The following is a 16,978-nucleotide window of genomic DNA, read 5'->3' as shown; positions in this document are numbered from 1 at the left end:
CCATGGAACGACAACTGGACGCCTACTGCGCTCACCTGCGCAGCGAGCGCCAGGTGTCGCCCCATACGCTGGAGGCTTATCGGCGGGACTTGAACAAGGTCCTGGCCTTCTGCGAGAAACAACAGATCGGTAGCTGGAAGGCCCTCGATATCCAGGGCCTGCGCAGCCTGATTGCCCGCCTGCACCAGCAAGGCCAATCCTCCCGCAGCCTGGCGCGCCTGCTGTCGGCGGTGCGCGGCCTCTATCACTACCTCAACCGCGAAGGCCTGTGCGACCACGACCCGGCCAACGGCCTGGCGCCGCCCAAGGGTGAACGTCGCCTGCCCAAGACCCTGGATGCCGATCGCACCCTGCAATTGCTCGATGGCGCGGTCGAGGATGACTTCCTGGCGCACCGCGACCAGGCGATCCTGGAGCTGTTCTACTCTTCGGGCCTGCGCCTGTCGGAGCTGACCAGCCTCAATCTCGATCAGTTGGACCTGGCCGACGGCCTGGTACAAGTGCACGGCAAAGGCAGCAAGACCCGCGTGCTGCCCATCGGCAAAAAAGCCCGCGACGCCCTGCTGATATGGCTGCCCCTGCGGGCCTTGAGCAATCCGCCGGACGATGCGGTGTTTGTCAGCCAGCAAGGCCGACGCCTCGGGCCACGGGCCATTCAGTTACGGGTCAAGGCCGCCGGCGAGCGGGAACTGGGGCAGAACCTGCATCCGCACATGCTGCGGCACTCCTTTGCCAGCCACCTGCTGGAATCGTCACAAGACTTGCGCGCCGTACAGGAACTGCTCGGCCACTCGGATATCAAGACCACCCAGATCTACACCCACCTGGACTTCCAGCATCTGGCGACGGTGTACGACAGCGCCCACCCAAGGGCCAAACGCATTAAAGGCGGCGACTCATGAGCATCAAGCTAATCACCTTCGACCTGGACGATACCCTGTGGGATAACGTCCCCGTCATCATCAGCGCCGAAGCATCGATGCGCCAATGGCTGGCAACCCATGCGCCCAAGGTCGGCGACCTGCCCCTGGAGCATTTCGCCAGCCTGCGCCAGCAGGTGCTGCAGCGTCATCCCGAGCTCAAGCACCGGATCAGCATCCTGCGCCACCGGGTGCTGATGCATGCCTTTGAAGAGGCCGGTTATGCACAACCGCAAGCCACGGAGATGGCCGATGTGTGTTTTGAAGCTTTCATTCACGCGCGGCACCAACTCACGGTGTTCCCGGAAGCCGAGCCGATGCTTCAAGCCCTGCGCCAGCACTTCCTGCTGGGGGTGATCACCAATGGCAATGCCGACGTACAACGCGTGGGCCTGGCAGATTACTTCCACTTTGCCCTGAGGGCCGAGGATATCGGCATCCCCAAGCCAGATGCGCGATTGTTTGAGGAAGCGTTGCAGCGAGGCGGGGTGGAGGCCAGTGCGGCAGTGCACATCGGCGACCATCCAGGTGATGACATTGCCGGCGCGCAGCAGGCGGGGTTGCGAGCGGTGTGGTTCAACCCGACTGGCAAGGCCTGGACAGGCGATAAGTTGCCGGATGCGCAGATTCGTAGCCTGACCGAGCTGCCCTCACTGCTCCACAGCTGGAAATAACTGTAGGAAATAGAGTCGCCCATGAAAAAGCCCGCAGCGACGGCGGGCTTTTTCAGCAAGCAAGTCACCGACCTCAGATAGGACGGCTGCCGTACTTGTTATCCGGCTTCTTCGGTGGATCTGCCACCACGTTAGCCTCGACTTCCTGAACTTTGCCACCTTTGGCGAGGAACTCTTCCATCGCACGGGCCAGCGCATCGCGCTCTTTGTTCTTGGCCTCGACGCTCGGCAGTTCGTCTACCGAAACGGCAGCCTTGGCCTTGCCTTTGGCGGCCGGAACAGGTGCGTCATCGCCACCGTCGTCGTCAGCAACGTCTTCCGATGCCGCTTCAAGACCTTCTTCGGTGTCGTCTTCGTCACCTACTTCCAGTTCGTCGTTTTCCAGATCATCGTCGCTCATGTTCTACCTCATGACTTGCGAAAAGCAGATTAGTTATAGCCCAGCTTCACCATCTGTCGAAGGCTGCCGGAAAAAAATCAACGTCCACCGGATAACCAGTGGCTTATGCCCCGTCACCCTGCAAGGTACCGAGGACTTTACGAGCACCGCCATGATCACGCTGCTCGCCCAGATAAACGCGTTGCCATGTGCCCATTGCCAAGTGGCCGGCCTTGACCGGCAAACTCAGTTGGCGACCTGATAGGTTGCCCTTGAAAGGACCCGGGGCTTGGCCCACAGGGTAATCAGGGTCTGCCGCCGTATACAGTTCTGCGCCCATCGGCGCGCATTCTAGCGCGCTCTGGGAAAAAACAAAGTGCCGAATACGCCTACATGCCTGTAAGACATTCGCACAGTGAAAACTGCCTTGTGGATCCGATCACAAACTCGCCACAAAAAATCTCACAAGCCTTCACCCCAGGCAAATACCAGACAAAAAAATGCCCGGCAAGCCGGGCAAGTTTTTTCATAGGTTCTTACAAGTTGTAGCCGCGTTCGTTGTGTTCCGCCAGGTCCAGGCCAACGGCCTCTTCCTCTTCAGTCACACGCAGGCCGATGGTCAAGTCCAGCACCTTGAGAATCACAAAAGTCACGATACCGGTGTAGATCACGGTAAAGCCGACGCCCTTGGCCTGGATCCAGACCTGTGCAGCAATATCGGTCACTGTGCCGAAGCCACCCAGGATCGGCGCCGCGAATACGCCGGTGAGAATTGCCCCGACAATCCCGCCCACGCCGTGTACACCGAAGGCATCCAGGGAGTCATCGTAGCCCAGCTTGCGTTTGAGGCTGGTGGCGCAGAAGAAGCAGATCACACCCGAAGCCAGGCCGATCACCAGGGCGCCCATCGGGCCCACGGTACCGGCGGCCGGCGTAACGGCCACCAGGCCGGCAACCACACCGGAGGCGATGCCCAGGGCGCTTGGTTTGCCGTGGGTGATCCACTCAGCGAACATCCAGCCCAGTGCCGCAGCAGCGGTGGCGATCTGGGTCACCAGCATCGCCATGCCGGCCGTGCCGTTGGCCGCTGCAGCGGAGCCGGCGTTGAAGCCGAACCAGCCGATCCACAGCATTGCCGCACCGATCAGGGTGTAGCCCAGGTTATGCGGGGCCATCGGCGTAGTCGGGTAGCCTTTACGCTTGCCGAGCACGATGCACGCCACCAGGCCAGCCACACCGGCGTTGATGTGCACCACGGTGCCGCCAGCGAAGTCCAGCACGCCCCAGTCCCACATCAGGCCGCCGTTGCCGCTCCAGACCATGTGCGCGATTGGCGCATAGACCAGGGTGAACCAGATGGCCATGAACAGCAGCATGGCGGAGAACTTCATGCGCTCGGCGAATGCACCGACGATCAGCGCCGGGGTGATGATCGCAAAGGTCATCTGGAAGGTGATGAACACCGCTTCCGGGAACAGCGCCGCAGGGCCAGTAATGCTGGACGGTGTGACACCCGCCAGGAACGCCTTGCCCATCCCGCCGAAGAAGGAGTTGAAGTTGACGACGCCCTGCTCCATGCCGGTGGTGTCGAACGCAATGCTGTAGCCGTAGACGACCCACAGGATGCTGATCAGACCGGTAATGGCGAAGCACTGCATCATCACGGAAAGAATGTTTTTGGAGCGGACCATGCCGCCGTAGAACAGCGCGAGGCCGGGGATGGTCATGAACAGCACCAATGCGGTGGCTGTCAGCATCCAGGCGGTGTCGCCGGAGTTGAGGACTGGAGCCGCCACTTCGTCTGCCGCCATGGCCAGGCTGGGCATTACGATGGACAACAGGGCTCCTAGCCCTGCGAATTTACGCAGAGTCATATTGTTTTCTCCTGGGGCGTTGGGGTTTGGCGGCTTAGATTGCGTCGGTATCGGTTTCGCCGGTACGGATGCGAATAGCCTGTTCCAGATTGACCACGAAGATCTTGCCGTCACCGATCTTGCCGGTGTTGGCCGCCTTGGTTATCGCCTCGATAACCCGATCAAGATCCTTGTCGTCAATGGCGACATCAATCTTCACCTTCGGCAGGAAATCGACTACATATTCCGCGCCGCGATACAGCTCGGTATGACCCTTCTGCCGACCGAAGCCTTTGACCTCAGTGACGGTAATGCCCTGCACGCCGATCTCGGACAGTGACTCGCGTACATCGTCCAACTTGAACGGCTTGATGATGGCAGTGACTAGCTTCATGAAAACTCTCTCCCGAATTGGTGGACTTGCCCCAGGAAAACAAACCCGTCTCAAGTCTAAGCGCAGTGCCTGGCTTTGTAACGCATCGTCGCCTTGGCAATTGCCTTTGCGACGCCAGCTAACCGTTGGTGACGAAACAAGTACCCTGGTCCGTCAGCGCACTGCATTCGTCACAGCGACTGCATCAGTGCATGGGTCATGATCGTCTAAGCAGAAACCTTGCCAGCTCCGTAAAAATCACTGAAATCAATCCGTTGCCCGCTTACATACGCCCATGGGCCTGCGCCGCGGCCTGGATACGCACAAAAACGGTGCACGCCCATTCGGGCCGATGCGCGAAAAGCGTGCGTAGATCACCTTGAAAAGACTGTAGGCGCTGCGTGATACACTGCCGGCCAACTGTTTTCCGGAATGTTTCCCATGCTCGCGCCCAAAGACCTCCTCGACGCCCTGAGCGGCCATGCCTCTCGCCTGTTCAGCGGCGAAACCCCGCTGCCTCGCAACGAAATCGAAAGCCAGTTCAAGGCGCTGCTGCAAAGCGGGTTCAGCAAACTGGACCTGGTGAGCCGCGAGGAATTCGACAGCCAGATTGTGGTCCTGGCCCGCACCCGCGCGCGTCTGGAGAGCCTTGAGGCGAAGGTCGCGGAGTTGGAAGCCAAGTTGACGCCACGCGCTGCTGAATAAACGCGGTCCGTGTGGGAGCTGGCTTGCCTGCGATAGCATCGCCTCAGTCTTTCTGATACACCGAGGCGTCTGCATCGCAGGCAAGCCAGCTCCCACATAAAAAGCGCTGCGAACGACTCCGGATACGTTCTGTAAAACCTCCCCCGCCTCGCTCTTCCCCACCTCGTCTACCCTTGAAAAACCCGCAGGAAGCGGCCTCTCTTTCAAGGAACGAGCATGTCCCTCGCCATCGTCCACAGCCGCGCCCAGGTCGGCGTCGAAGCCCCTGCCGTCACGGTCGAAGTGCATATGGCCAATGGTTTGCCATCGTTGACCCTGGTGGGCTTGCCCGAGGCTGCAGTCAAGGAAAGCAAGGACCGCGTGCGCAGCGCCATTCTCAATAGCGCGCTGCAATACCCCGCACGCCGCATTACCCTCAACCTGGCCCCCGCCGACCTGCCCAAGGACGGTGGGCGGTTTGACTTGGCGATTGCCCTGGGGATTCTCGCGGCTAGTGTGCAGGTGCCAGCGTTGATGCTGGATGATGTGGAGTGTCTGGGCGAACTGGCCCTGTCCGGCGAGGTGCGGGCGGTGAAAGGCGTGTTGCCGGCCGCCCTGGCGGCACGCAAGGCCGGGCGCATGGTGATCGTGCCTCGGGCCAATGCCGAGGAAGCCTGCCTGGCGTCCGGGCTGACGGTGATTGCGGTGGATCATCTGCTGCAGGTAGTGGCGCACCTTAATGGGCAGGTGCCGATTGAGCCGTTCAAGTCCGACGGTTTGCTGTACCTGAACAAGCCCTACCCCGACCTGAGTGAAGTGCAAGGCCAACTGGCGGCCAAGCGAGCGCTGTTGATTGCCGCAGCAGGCGCCCACAACCTGTTGTTCAGCGGCCCGCCGGGCACCGGCAAGACCCTTCTCGCCAGCCGCCTCCCCGGCTTGCTGCCGCCGCTGAGTGAACAGGAAGCCCTGGAAGTGGCGGCGATCCAGTCGGTGGTCAGCCTCGCTCCGTTGAGCCACTGGCCGCACCGGCCATTCCGTCAGCCGCATCATTCCGCGTCCGGGCCGGCACTCGTGGGTGGCGGCTCGAAACCCCAGCCAGGGGAAATCACCCTGGCCCATCATGGGGTGCTGTTTCTCGATGAGTTGCCAGAGTTTGATCGCAAAGTGCTTGAGGTGCTGCGCGAGCCGCTGGAGTCCGGGCATATCGTGATTTCCCGCGCCCGCGACCGTGTGAGTTTCCCGGCGCGGTTTCAACTGGTAGCGGCGATGAACCCCTGCCCTTGCGGCTATATGGGCGAGCCCAGCGGGCGCTGTCGTTGCACGCCGGAGCAGGTCCAGCGCTACCGCAACAAACTGTCCGGGCCGCTGCTGGACCGCATCGACCTGCACCTGACCGTCGCCCGGGAAAGCACCGCGCTGAACCCTGCCAAACAAACCGGCAATGACACGGCCAGCGCTTCTGCCCTCGTCGCCGACGCCAGGGATCGCCAGCAGCAACGCCAAGGCTGTGCAAATGCTTTCCTCGACCTGACGGGGTTGCGCCGCCACTGCGAGTTATCGAAAGTCGACGAAGGCTGGCTGGAGACGGCCTGCGAGCGCTTGACCCTGTCGTTGCGCGCGGCCCACCGGCTGCTCAAGGTCGCACGCACCCTGGCGGATCTGGAGCAGGTGGAAAGCATCATGCGGCATCACTTGGCGGAGGCGCTGCAATACCGGCCAGCAACCTTGGGCTAGAGATCCCGGGGTAAGTCCAGCAACCACCCCGCCACTTCCAGCACCTCACCCAGTGCCGATTCGGCGGACTCGGTGGAGGGGTTAAGCATCAGGTCATCGGCATACCCCATCGCCAAGGCAAAGATCTGGCGCGCGGCGCGTGTGGATGAGTCGCAACGGAACACCTGCGCGGCCACACCCCGCTCGATCACCTCCGCCAGCATGGCTTGCCACTGGGCGTTGATCGACAGATAGGCCTGGGCCATTTGCGGGTCATACAGCGCCTCGTCCCAGGCGTCCAGCCACAGTGCCCAGTCGGCATCGGCGCTGCTTGGCAGGCAGTCACGCAGGAACCCCAGCAACGCCTCGAGAGGCGGCGCCAGCGCCAGGGGGGCACGCACTTCGTCCAACTGGTCGGTGGCGAACCGCACGAAGGCTTCGCGGCGCAGTTCTTTCCAGTCGCTGAAGTAGTGATACACGTGGCTGCGGGACAAACCGGCATGCTCCGCCAGATCGCGGGTGGAGACATCGGCAAAACCCTTGCTGCGAAACAGCTCCAGGGCAGCGGTGATGATCTGGTCTTTACGGTCGATACGCGACATGGGCAATTCCTTACGGGCACCGGCAGATAAGCGGCGCTTGCTTTTTGAGCGATCGCTCAAGGATACTTGAGCAGTCGCTCAATAGTAGCGCCTATCACTCCTTTGGTGCACCCATGCCATCCGTAACGCCGCATATCCTGATCGAAGAAAGCAAGAAAATCGGCCAGCAATCCGCCAGCCAAACCCTCAAGGCAATCGCCAGGGCTTACCCCTGGAAGCTGTTTGGCACGCTGTCGTTGGTCGCGCTGGAGAACGCCTTGCTGTTGGCCTACCCGCTGTTTGCGGGTTTCGCCGTGGACTCGATCCTGCGCGGCGATGCCGGCAGCGCGTTGATTTATGCAGCCGTGGTCATGGCTTTCTGGGTAGTCGGTGCCGCACGCCGGGCCCTGGATACCCGCACCTTCACCCGGATCTACGCCGACCTTGCCGTGCCGGTGATTCTCAACCAGCGCCTGCAAAACCACAGCACGTCAAAGGCTGCTGCGCGGGTAGTGCTGGCACGGGATTTTGTCGATTTTTTCGAAAAACACGTGCCGGTGATTGCTACGGCCCTGGTATCCATCGTTGGCGCAGCCGTGATGCTCCTGGTGATTGAACCCTGGGTCGGCCTGGCCTGCTTTGCCGCGCTGGTGCTGTGCATCACCCTGCTGCCGCGCTTTGCCCGCCGTAACGAGCAATTGCACAAACGCTTGAATAACCGCCTGGAGAAAGAAATTGGCCTGGTGGAAAAGGTCAGCGCCCAGACCCTGCGCCGCCATTACCAACTGCTGTCACGCCTGCGTATCTGGCTGTCGGACCGCGAGGCCGCGGCGTTCCTGTTTATCGGCACGCTGGCGGCGCTGTTGTTTGTGGTCGCCATCAGCCAGCTGGCCCTGTCGCCTGCAGTCAAGGCCGGCCACGTGTATGCGGTGATGACGTACTTGTGGACCTTCGTCAGCAGCCTCGACGAAGCGCCAGGGATGGTCGATCAACTGGCGCGACTCAAGGACATCGGCAAGCGCGTGGACCCAGGGCTCGGCGATCGAACCGAGGCTTGAGAGCCGAGTCAGCCGTCATCGCGGGCAAGCCCGGCTCCCACACTGAACCGGTTTCTTCAATTGAACACGGTCAACTGTGGGAGCCGGGCTTGCCCGCGATGAGGCCCTGACAGTCAATCAACGAAACCGATCAACCTCATGCCGCAGCCCCGCCGCCAGCGTCTCCAACTCCCTGGCGGTAATCGCCAGGTTCGAGACCACTTCACGTTGTTCACTGTTGGCCAGCGCAATGCTCTGCAGGTTGCTGCTGAGCAAGGTCGCCGTGCTGCTTTGCTCCTGGGTGGCGGTGGTGATCGCGGCGAATTGCTGCCCCGCCGAGCGGCTTTGTTCGTCAATGCGCGCCAGGGCCGAGGCAACGTCGGCATTGCGCGACAAGCCTTCCTGCATCAGCACATTGCCCTGCTCCATGGTGCTGATGGCATTGCCGGTTTCCTGCTGGATGCTCTGGATCATCCCGGAGATCTCGTCGGTGGCCTGGCGGGTGCGTGAGGCCAGGTTGCGCACCTCATCGGCAACCACGGCAAACCCACGCCCCTGCTCCCCGGCCCGTGCCGCCTCGATGGCCGCGTTGAGGGCCAACAGGTTGGTCTGGTCGGCAATCGAGGTGATCACGCCGACGATGCCACCGATTTCCTGGGAGCGCTGGCCCAGGGTGTTGATCACCGTGGCCGTGCTGTTGAGTGCCGTGGCGATATGCTCCAGGGACGCCGACGCCTCTTGCATCGAGTTGCGGCCAATGCGGGTCTGCTGGGCATTTTCCTGGGCCAGGCGTTCGGTATTGCCCATGTTGTCGGCAATGTTCAACGAGGTGGCACTGAACTCTTCCACCGCACCGGCCATGCTGGTGATCTCGCCGGACTGCTGCTCCATGCCTTCATAGGCCCCACCTGACAAGCCCGACAGCGCCTGAGCGCGGCTGTTGACCTCCTCGGCCGCCTCACGGATATGCGAGACCATGGTCGACAGCGCTTCGCCCATCTGGTTGAAACTGCGCGCCAATTGACCGATTTCGTCATGGCTGGACACATTCAGCCGCGCACTCAAATCACCGGCGCCCAGGGCTTCGGCCTGGCGCACCAGGTCGCCCAGGGGCTGCAATTTACTGCGCAGCAACCAGACCGCCGCGCCCACGGCCAGCAGCATCGCCAGCACGCTGCCGATCACCAGGCGAATACCCACCGCCCACGTCACGGCACGGATCTCTGCCTTGGGCATGCTCGCCACTACCGACCACGGGCCACCGTCAAACGGCACCGCAACGCTGTAGAAGTCTTCGCCCTGGTCACTCCAGAAACGCCCCTGGCCGGGCTTTTGCGCCAACGCCAGGATCACCGGAACCGCCTGCTCCAACGCCTGCACGCCGGCAGGCGGCACCAGCCAGTGTTTTTGCTCATCCAGTAGCGCCAGCGAGCCGGTCTGGCCAATGCGGAAACGTTTGAGGTTGGCGAACTGGGCGTTCTGCGCATCGGTGTAGTCAAAGCCGATAAACAACACCGCAATCACCTTGCCGCTGGCGTCACTCACCGGGCTGTATTGGGTCATGTAGGAACGTTCGAACAGCACTGCGCGACCAATGTAGCTCTGCCCGGCGAGCAGGCGCTGGTACGCCGGCCCCTGGCGATCCAGCACGGTGCCGATGGCGCGGTTGCCGTCCTGCTTGGTCAGGGAGGTACTGATGCGGATGAAGTCTTCGCCGCTGCGCACAAACACCGTGGCCACGCCGCCGGACATCTGCTTGAACTCATCGACCTCGTCGAAGTTGTTGTTGAGCACCGCATCGCCCAGGTAAAGACTCGGGGTCGCTACCCCGGCCACATTCATCGTCTGCTCGGCATGCACACTCAGCCCCGCGCCAAAGCGCTTTTCAAACAACCCGCTCAAACGCTGGGTGCTCTCGCGCAAGGTGCTGTGGAAGGTATTGAGTTGGTCGGCGAGCAAACGCGCTTCGCTGGCCAGGTGTTCTTCACGGGTCTGCAGGTTGGCCGAATCAAGGGAGCGCAGGGCAAACACGGTGCTGCCGCTGATCACGACAGCCAATATGACCGCCAAGGCGATGCCCAGCTGCGAAGCTATGCGGGCGCGGGGTTGAGACATGACTGCTCCTGGCCGAGGCCCGGATCTTCCTGATCTCATAGCGCTAATCGGCGAATTTCTTGAATTGGGGGCACGCTGAGCCGCAACTAATGGCAGCTGCGACACACCTACTTCGGCGGCCGGGGTCAATACTTGAGCAAATCACAGGGGTATCACTCCAACGCCTTGTTGGCGGGCGCTGCATCGATTCAGTCGAGCTGTTCCACTGCCGGCAGTGCCATGGCCCGCACTTCACTTTGCAGAAAGTCCGACAGCCTGCGCAGGCGCTCACCGCCGGGGCGGGTCTTGGGCCAGACCAGGTAGTAGCTCTCGCCGCTGGCCACCGCAGTAGGCCAAGGCAGGCTCAAACGGCCCTGGGCCACATCCTCGGCGACCATCAGCAAGTCGCCCATGGACACGCCGTAGCCCCGGGCGGCAGCAATCATGCCCAGCTCCAGCGTATCGAACACCTGCCCGCCCTTGATGGCGACGCGAGAGGCCAGCCCCGTGCGTTGCAACCAGCGGCGCCAATCACGCCGGTCCGGCGTGGGGTGCAGCAGCTCAGCGCCGGCCAGGCGTTCCACATCCCAGGGGCCATCGTTGAGCAAGTTCGGAGCGCCCACCGGGATCAGCAATTCAGGAAACAGGTAACTGGCTTCCCAGTCCGCAGGAAAGTGCCCATCGCTCAGCAGGACCGCGCAGTCGAACGGCTCCTGGTTGAAGTCCACCTCATCGATGCTCATCCACGCGCTGGTCAACTGCACCTCATTGCCCGGCTGCAGATGCCGGAACCGACTCAAACGCGCCAGCAACCAACGCATGGTCAGGGTCGACGGGGCCTTCATGCGCAAGATGTCGTCCTCGGCATTCAAGGTATGGCAAGCGCGTTCCAGGGCGGCAAAACCCTCGCGCACGCCGGGCAACAGCAGGCGCGCCGACTCGGTGAGCTGCAAGGTGCGCCCGCTGCGCTGAAACAGACGGCAGGCGAAGTGCTCCTCCAGGGTGCGGATATGCCGGCTGACCGCGCTTTGGGTGATCGACAGCTCCTCGGCGGCCCGGGTGAACGAATTGTGCCGGGACGCCGCTTCAAACGCGCGCAGGGCATACAGCGGAGGAAGGCGACGAGACATGAGAAAACTCCGACAGCTTGATCCGCAAACCCTACCAGAATCGTCCTGGCATGAGTTTTAATCATGCGAATGATCGCATTTATCCCTTTGTGCAAAGCGCTGAGAGCGCCGAGAATCAACCCTTCCACCCCTTCCCGAATTATTGAGCGTGATGATCATGCAGCATCCGGCGCGTACCGAACTCTGGGCCATTCTGCGGCTGTCAGGGCCGTTGATTGCCTCACAGTTGGCGCACATGCTGATGGTGCTCACCGACACCTTGATGATGGCCCGCCTGAGCCCCGAAGCCCTGGCCGGCGGCGGGCTGGGGGCGGCGAGCTACTCGTTTGTGTCGATCTTTTGCATCGGCGTGATAGCCGCCGTGGGCACCCTGGTCGCTATCCGCCAGGGCGCCGGTGATATCGAAGGCGCGACCCGCCTGACCCAGGCGGGACTCTGGCTGGCCTGGCTGATGGCCCTGGTGGCGGGCCTGCTGCTGTGGAACCTCAAGCCCGTACTGCTGATGTTCGGCCAGACCGAAACCAACGTGCAGTCGGCCGGCCAGTTCCTGATGATCCTGCCGTTCGCCCTGCCCGGCTACCTGACGTTCATGGCCCTGCGCGGCTTCACCAGCGCCATCGGCAAAGCCACGCCGGTGATGGTGATCAGCCTGTGCGGCACGGTGATCAACTACCTGCTCAACCATGCGTTGATCGAAGGCATGTTCGGCCTGCCCAAGCTGGGCCTGATGGGCATTGGCCTGGTCACCGCGATTGTCGCCAACTGCATGGCCCTGGCGCTGTTGTGGTACATCAAATACAACCGCGCCTACGCGGCCTACCCATTGGGCAAGGGCCTGTTGCGGCCCAACCTGCACTACCTGCGCGAGCTGTGGCGCCTGGGCCTGCCGATTGGCGGCACCTATGCAGTGGAAGTCGGCTTGTTCGCCTTCGCGGCGCTGTGCATGGGCACCATGGGCAGTACGCAGTTGGCAGCGCATCAGATTGCCCTGCAAATCGTCTCGGTGGCGTTCATGGTGCCGGCGGGCATGTCTTATGCGGTCACCATGCGCATCGGTTTGCATTACGGCGGCGGGCACTTGCTGGGCGCGAGGCTGGCCGGGCGGGTCGGGATCGCCTTCGGCGCAACGGTGATGCTGGGGTTTGCCATGGTGTTCTGGTTGTTTTCAGACCCGCTGATCGGCCTGTTCCTCGACCATGACGACCCGGCCTTCGCCCAGGTGATCAGCCTGGCGGTCAGCCTGTTGGCGGTGGCGGCGTGGTTCGAGTTGTTCGACGGCGTGCAAACCATTGCCATGGGTTGTATACGCGGGCTCAAGGATGCCAAGACCACCTTCCTCGTCGGCCTGGGCTGCTACTGGTTGATTGGCGCGCCAGCGGCCTGGTTGATGGCGTTTACCCTGGATTGGGGCCCGACCGGGGTGTGGTGGGGACTGGCGCTGGGCCTGGCCTGTGCGGCGATTACCCTGACGTGGGCGTTTGAAAGAAAGATGAAGCGGATGATTGCCCAGGAACCGCAAATCGACATGACCCCACAGCCGAACTGAAGCATGTACTCCCACATTTTTGATTGGGTTTACAAAGTCAGATCACTTCACCCAACAACGCCTGTTGGCTGCTGCCAAATGTCAGGTATTCCACCAACTCCGGCAACGGCAATGGCTTGCTGATCAGGTAGCCCTGGGCCTGGTCGCAGCCAAACAGACGCAACAACGCCAGTTGCTCAGGCGTCTCCACACCTTCGGCCACCACTTCCAGGTTGAGGTTATGGGCCAGGTTGATCATGGCGTGCACCAGCTTGCGGTTTTCCTCGCGCTCTTCCATGCCGCCGACAAAGCTCTTGTCGATCTTGAGCAGGGCAATCGGCAGGCTGTTGAGGTGTACGAAGGATGAAAACCCGGTACCAAAGTCATCCAGGGAAAAGCGTACGCCCAGGCGGCCCAAGGCATCCATGGTCTGCTTGACCAGGTCGCTGCGGCGCATCACGGCGGTTTCCGTCAGTTCGAATTCCAGCCACTGCGCCTCCACCCCACGCTCGGCAATCAGCCGGCTCAAGGTCGACAGCAATTGGCTGTCCTGGAATTGGCGGAACGACAGGTTGACCGCCATGTGCAGCGGCGGCAGGCCGCGTTCGCGCAGGTCCTGCATGTCGCGCAAGGCGCGGGAAATCACCCAGTAGCCCAACGGCACAATCAGGCCGCTCTGCTCGGCCAACGGCACGAACTCGCTTGGCGGCAACAGGCCGCGCTCGCCATGGCGCCAGCGCACCAGGGCTTCGAGGCCGACGATATGCCCATCGTCCAGGTCCAGACGCGGCTGGTAATGCAGCTCCAGCTCATCACGGCGCAGCGCCCGGCGCAGTTCGCTTTCCAGGTCGGCAAGGCTGCGGGCGTTGCGGTTGATTCGTTCATTGAAGATATGAAAGGTGCAGCCCTGGGTGCTCTTGGCCTGTTGCATGGCGATATGCGCGTGCCACATCAACGGGTCGGCGCCGGCCTTGGCGCGGGCATGGGCCACACCGAGGCTGCAGCCGATCAGCAGGCTCTCGCCATCGACCCAGTAAGGTTCGGCCATGGCCTCGGTGATGCGTTCGGCCATCCACTCGGCGCGTTGCGGCGCGCGGCGGGTGTCGATCAACAAGGCGAATTCGTCACTGCCCAGGCGCGCCAATTGGTCGCCGGCTTCGAGCTGGCTCTTGAGCCGCGAGACCACTTGCAGGATCAGCCGGTCGCCCGCCTGGTGGCCGAGGGCATCGTTGGCATGGCGGAAGTTGTCCAGGTCCAGATGGCCGAGGGCCAGGCCACGCCCGTCGTTTTCTGCCAGGCGCGCGGCCAGCAGGGTCTGGAACCCCTGGCGGTTGGCGATGCCGGTCAGCGGATCCTGTTCGGCCAGGCGTTGCAGGGTGTTTTCCAGCAAGCCGCGCTCGCGCACATGGCGCAGGCAACGGCGTACCGTATCGACATCAAACGCACCGAGGATCAGCCAGTCGCTGGCGCCCAACGGCGCAACCAGCGGCTCCTGCTCCAGCAGCAAGACGGTCGGCAGGCTGCAACGGCCTGGGCCGGGTTGCAGGCTGGGGGTGGTGAGCAAGACGGCGGTGCGGTCGTCGTCGAACAGGCTGCTCACCGACTCCCAATTTGGCGCACTGATCAGCACTGCCCCGTCGCCCATCGGCGCCAGGCACTCGCGCAACAACGCTGCCCACGTAGGCGTATCGGCCAATAGCAGCAAACGCAAGGGTTCGACAGGCGTAGACAAGCTAGCTCCCTAGACTGTGCAAGATTTCGTTGGCGGCGGGCATTATGACGTGCAGCCTGATAATCACCAATGATATTGGTTATCAAATACGCGCAGTGCGGCTCTAGATCGAACGATAGACCCAAAAACCCCGCACATCCTGCGGCAAAGTAACAAAAGCGGCAAATTTAGATCGAGTGGTACGTCACACTGTCGTTCAGAGGCAGCAGAATCTTGCCAGCCTGTTAAAATGCCCGCCCTTTTGAACAATGACTCCCAAAATTCCGTATGTCCCGACTCAATCCCCGGCAGCAAGAAGCCGTGAACTACGTCGGCGGCCCTCTATTGGTGCTCGCCGGTGCTGGCTCCGGCAAGACCAGCGTGATCACCCGCAAGATCGCGCACTTGATCCAGAACTGCGGCATCCGTGCCCAGTACATCGTCGCCATGACCTTTACCAACAAGGCCGCGCGCGAGATGAAAGAGCGCGTCGGCACCCTGCTCAAGGGCGGCGAAGGCCGTGGCCTCACCGTGTGTACCTTCCACAACCTGGGGCTGAACATCATCCGCAAGGAGCATGCGCGGCTGGGCTACAAGCCGGGCTTCTCGATCTTTGACGAGACCGACGTCAAGGCCCTGATGACCGACATCATGCAGAAGGAATACGCGGGCGACGACGGCGTCGATGAGATCAAGAACATGATCGGCGCCTGGAAAAACGACCTGATCCTGCCCCCCGAAGCCCTGGAAAACGCACGCAACCCCAAGGAACAGACCGCCGCCATCGTCTACACCCACTACCAGCGCACGCTCAAGGCGTTCAATGCGGTGGACTTCGACGACTTGATCCTGCAGCCGGTCAAGCTGTTCCAGGAACACGCCGACATCCTCGAAAAATGGCAGAACAAGGTGCGCTACCTGCTGGTGGATGAATACCAGGACACCAACGCCAGCCAGTATTTGCTGGTGAAGTTGCTGATCGGTACGCGCAACCAGTTCACCGTGGTCGGCGACGATGACCAGTCGATCTACGCCTGGCGCGGCGCGCGCCCGGAAAACCTGATGCTGCTCAAGGTCGACTACCCGTCGCTGAAAGTGGTGATGCTGGAGCAGAACTATCGCTCCACCAGCCGCATCCTGCGTTGCGCCAACGTGCTGATCTCCAACAACCCCCACGAGTTTGAAAAGCAGCTGTGGAGCGAGATGGGCCATGGCGACGAAATCCGCGTGATCCGCTGCCGCAACGAAGATGCCGAAGCCGAGCGCGTGGCCGTCGAGATCCTCAGCCTGCACCTGCGCACCGACCGGCCCTACAGTGATTTTGCGATCCTGTATCGCGGTAACTACCAGGCCAAACTGATCGAGCTGAAGCTGCAGCACCACCAGGTGCCGTATCGCCTGTCAGGCGGCAACAGCTTTTTCGGACGCCAGGAAGTAAAGGATCTGATGGCCTACTTCCGGTTGATCGTGAACCCGGATGACGACAACGCCTTCCTGCGCGTGATCAATGTGCCGCGTCGGGAGATCGGCTCCACCACCCTGGAAAAACTCGGCAACTACGCCACCGAACGCAAGATCTCGATGTACGCCGCCACCGACGAAATCGGCCTGGGCGAACACCTGGATACGCGCTTCACCGATCGCCTGTCGCGCTTCAAGCGCTTTATGGACAAGGTGCGCGAGCAGTGCGCCGGCGAAGACCCGATCAGCGCCCTGCGCAGCATGGTCATGGATATCGACTACGAAAACTGGCTGCGCACCAACAGCTCCAGCGACAAGGCCGCGGATTACCGCATGGGCAACGTCTGGTTCCTGATCGAAGCGCTGAAGAACACCCTGGAAAAAGACGAAGACGGTGAAATGACCGTCGAGGACGCCATCGGCAAGCTGGTCCTGCGCGACATGCTCGAGCGCCAGCAGGAAGAAGAAGATGGCGCCGAAGGGGTGCAAATGATGACCTTGCATGCATCCAAGGGCCTGGAATTCCCCTATGTGTTCATCATGGGCATGGAAGAGGAAATCCTCCCACACCGCTCCAGTATCGAAGCCGACACCATTGAAGAAGAACGGCGCCTGGCCTACGTGGGCATTACCCGCGCGCGTCAGACCCTGGCCTTCACCTTTGCGGCCAAACGCAAGCAATACGGCGAGATCATCGACTGCGCCCCGAGCCGCTTCCTCGATGAGCTGCCACCGGACGATTTGGCCTGGGAAGGCAACGACGACACCCCGACTGAAGTCAAGGCGGTACGCGGCAACACTGCCCTGGCGGATATACGCGCGATGCTAAAGCGCTAGAATCGA

Annotated in this window: 14 protein-coding genes and 1 pseudogene; 7 read left to right on the top strand and 8 right to left on the bottom strand. The window is 61.8% G+C overall.

All coding sequences use genetic code 11. From position 1 onward, the window contains the following. The first annotated feature begins 2 nt into the window (after positions 1-2). Both xerC and FIV38_RS21450 read left to right on the top strand, forming a co-directional pair. Complete coding sequence (gene xerC / locus FIV38_RS21455; protein WP_070994041.1) at positions 3-902, top strand: tyrosine recombinase XerC; 900 nt, start codon at positions 3-5, stop codon at positions 900-902. Then, complete coding sequence (locus FIV38_RS21450) at positions 899-1,594, top strand: HAD family hydrolase (RefSeq protein ID WP_092232090.1); 696 nt, start codon at positions 899-901, stop codon at positions 1,592-1,594. Before xerC ends, FIV38_RS21450 begins: the two co-directional genes overlap by 4 nt. A 73-nt stretch (positions 1,595-1,667) precedes the next feature. Here the strand turns inward: FIV38_RS21450 and sutA are convergent, their stop codons facing one another. From sutA to glnK, 4 genes and pseudogenes are all read right to left on the bottom strand, one after another. Next, positions 1,668-1,994 (bottom strand): transcriptional regulator SutA, encoded by a 327-nt coding sequence (gene sutA, locus FIV38_RS21445; protein WP_092232094.1) that lies wholly within the window; start codon positions 1,992-1,994, stop codon positions 1,668-1,670. Positions 1,995-2,097: 103 nt separating this feature from the next. After that, positions 2,098-2,259, bottom strand: a pseudogene (locus FIV38_RS21440) (YjbQ family protein); the annotation flags it as partial. Positions 2,260-2,509: 250 nt separating this feature from the next. Continuing rightward, positions 2,510-3,847 carry an ammonium transporter gene (locus tag FIV38_RS21435; RefSeq protein ID WP_029289659.1) on the bottom strand — a complete coding sequence of 446 codons (1,338 nt, stop codon included), beginning with the start codon at positions 3,845-3,847 and terminating at the stop codon, positions 2,510-2,512. A gap of 34 nt (positions 3,848-3,881) precedes the next feature. Continuing rightward, on the bottom strand, positions 3,882-4,220 hold the full coding sequence (gene glnK / locus FIV38_RS21430) for a P-II family nitrogen regulator (protein WP_002555808.1): 339 nt from the start codon (positions 4,218-4,220) through the stop codon (positions 3,882-3,884). A gap of 420 nt (positions 4,221-4,640) precedes the next feature. Here glnK and FIV38_RS21425 point away from each other — a divergent pair, with 420 nt between their 5' ends. Then, the gene (locus FIV38_RS21425; protein ID WP_092232097.1) at positions 4,641-4,904 is read left to right on the top strand and encodes an accessory factor UbiK family protein; all 264 of its coding nucleotides are present in this window, start codon (positions 4,641-4,643) and stop codon (positions 4,902-4,904) included. A gap of 216 nt (positions 4,905-5,120) precedes the next feature. Further along, positions 5,121-6,617, top strand: coding sequence for a YifB family Mg chelatase-like AAA ATPase (locus FIV38_RS21420; protein WP_092232100.1), 1,497 nt, complete (start codon positions 5,121-5,123; stop codon positions 6,615-6,617). On the opposite strand, the gene FIV38_RS21415 is transcribed toward FIV38_RS21420, so the two are convergent. Beyond that, complete coding sequence (locus FIV38_RS21415; protein ID WP_029289746.1) at positions 6,614-7,198, bottom strand: TetR/AcrR family transcriptional regulator; 585 nt, start codon at positions 7,196-7,198, stop codon at positions 6,614-6,616. The two genes, FIV38_RS21420 and FIV38_RS21415, sit on opposite strands and share 4 nt — an antisense overlap. A 113-nt stretch (positions 7,199-7,311) precedes the next feature. Between FIV38_RS21415 and FIV38_RS21410 the strand changes: the two genes are divergently transcribed. After that, positions 7,312-8,235, top strand: coding sequence for an ABC transporter six-transmembrane domain-containing protein (locus FIV38_RS21410; RefSeq protein WP_029289748.1), 924 nt, complete (start codon positions 7,312-7,314; stop codon positions 8,233-8,235). Positions 8,236-8,352: 117 nt separating this feature from the next. On the opposite strand, the gene FIV38_RS21405 is transcribed toward FIV38_RS21410, so the two are convergent. Then, positions 8,353-10,329 (bottom strand): methyl-accepting chemotaxis protein, encoded by a 1,977-nt coding sequence (locus tag FIV38_RS21405; protein WP_092232103.1) that lies wholly within the window; start codon positions 10,327-10,329, stop codon positions 8,353-8,355. A 188-nt stretch (positions 10,330-10,517) separates the two neighbouring features. Beyond that, positions 10,518-11,438, bottom strand: a complete 921-nt coding sequence (locus tag FIV38_RS21400) for a LysR substrate-binding domain-containing protein (RefSeq protein ID WP_029289752.1) — start codon at positions 11,436-11,438, stop codon at positions 10,518-10,520. Positions 11,439-11,589: 151 nt separating this feature from the next. Between FIV38_RS21400 and FIV38_RS21395 the strand changes: the two genes are divergently transcribed. Continuing rightward, entirely contained in the window at positions 11,590-12,984 is a 1,395-nt protein-coding gene (locus tag FIV38_RS21395; protein ID WP_092232106.1) for a NorM family multidrug efflux MATE transporter, read from the top strand. A 37-nt stretch (positions 12,985-13,021) separates the two neighbouring features. Here FIV38_RS21395 and FIV38_RS21390 read toward each other — a convergent pair whose 3' ends face one another. Next, the gene (locus tag FIV38_RS21390; RefSeq protein ID WP_029289756.1) at positions 13,022-14,695 is read right to left on the bottom strand and encodes a putative bifunctional diguanylate cyclase/phosphodiesterase; all 1,674 of its coding nucleotides are present in this window, start codon (positions 14,693-14,695) and stop codon (positions 13,022-13,024) included. Positions 14,696-14,962: 267 nt separating this feature from the next. On the opposite strand from FIV38_RS21390, the gene rep reads away from it, so the two are divergent. Beyond that, a complete protein-coding gene (gene rep / locus FIV38_RS21385) occupies positions 14,963-16,972 on the top strand; it encodes a DNA helicase Rep (protein WP_029289758.1) in 2,010 nt (669 codons plus the stop codon). Positions 16,973-16,978: the final 6 nt, after the last annotated feature.

The sequence above is a fragment of the Pseudomonas proteolytica genome (genome assembly GCF_007858275.1).
GTDB classification, from domain to species: domain Bacteria; phylum Pseudomonadota; class Gammaproteobacteria; order Pseudomonadales; family Pseudomonadaceae; genus Aquipseudomonas; species Aquipseudomonas proteolytica.
This window is presented reverse-complemented; position numbering and strand designations above follow the sequence as displayed.

What these genes read in the sequence shown, in the direction of transcription:
- xerC (WP_070994041.1), top strand. Translation starts at nt 3, where the DNA reads ATGGAACGACAACTGGACGCCTACTGCGCTCACCTGCGCAGCGAGCGC.
- FIV38_RS21450 (WP_092232090.1), top strand. Translation starts at nt 899, where the DNA reads ATGAGCATCAAGCTAATCACCTTCGACCTGGACGATACCCTGTGGGAT.
- sutA (WP_092232094.1), bottom strand. Translation starts at nt 1,994, where the DNA reads ATGAGCGACGATGATCTGGAAAACGACGAACTGGAAGTAGGTGACGAA.
- FIV38_RS21435 (WP_029289659.1), bottom strand. Translation starts at nt 3,847, where the DNA reads ATGACTCTGCGTAAATTCGCAGGGCTAGGAGCCCTGTTGTCCATCGTA.
- glnK (WP_002555808.1), bottom strand. Translation starts at nt 4,220, where the DNA reads ATGAAGCTAGTCACTGCCATCATCAAGCCGTTCAAGTTGGACGATGTA.
- FIV38_RS21425 (WP_092232097.1), top strand. Translation starts at nt 4,641, where the DNA reads ATGCTCGCGCCCAAAGACCTCCTCGACGCCCTGAGCGGCCATGCCTCT.
- FIV38_RS21420 (WP_092232100.1), top strand. Translation starts at nt 5,121, where the DNA reads ATGTCCCTCGCCATCGTCCACAGCCGCGCCCAGGTCGGCGTCGAAGCC.
- FIV38_RS21415 (WP_029289746.1), bottom strand. Translation starts at nt 7,198, where the DNA reads ATGTCGCGTATCGACCGTAAAGACCAGATCATCACCGCTGCCCTGGAG.
- FIV38_RS21410 (WP_029289748.1), top strand. Translation starts at nt 7,312, where the DNA reads ATGCCATCCGTAACGCCGCATATCCTGATCGAAGAAAGCAAGAAAATC.
- FIV38_RS21405 (WP_092232103.1), bottom strand. Translation starts at nt 10,329, where the DNA reads ATGTCTCAACCCCGCGCCCGCATAGCTTCGCAGCTGGGCATCGCCTTG.
- FIV38_RS21400 (WP_029289752.1), bottom strand. Translation starts at nt 11,438, where the DNA reads ATGTCTCGTCGCCTTCCTCCGCTGTATGCCCTGCGCGCGTTTGAAGCG.
- FIV38_RS21395 (WP_092232106.1), top strand. Translation starts at nt 11,590, where the DNA reads ATGATCATGCAGCATCCGGCGCGTACCGAACTCTGGGCCATTCTGCGG.
- rep (WP_029289758.1), top strand. Translation starts at nt 14,963, where the DNA reads ATGTCCCGACTCAATCCCCGGCAGCAAGAAGCCGTGAACTACGTCGGC.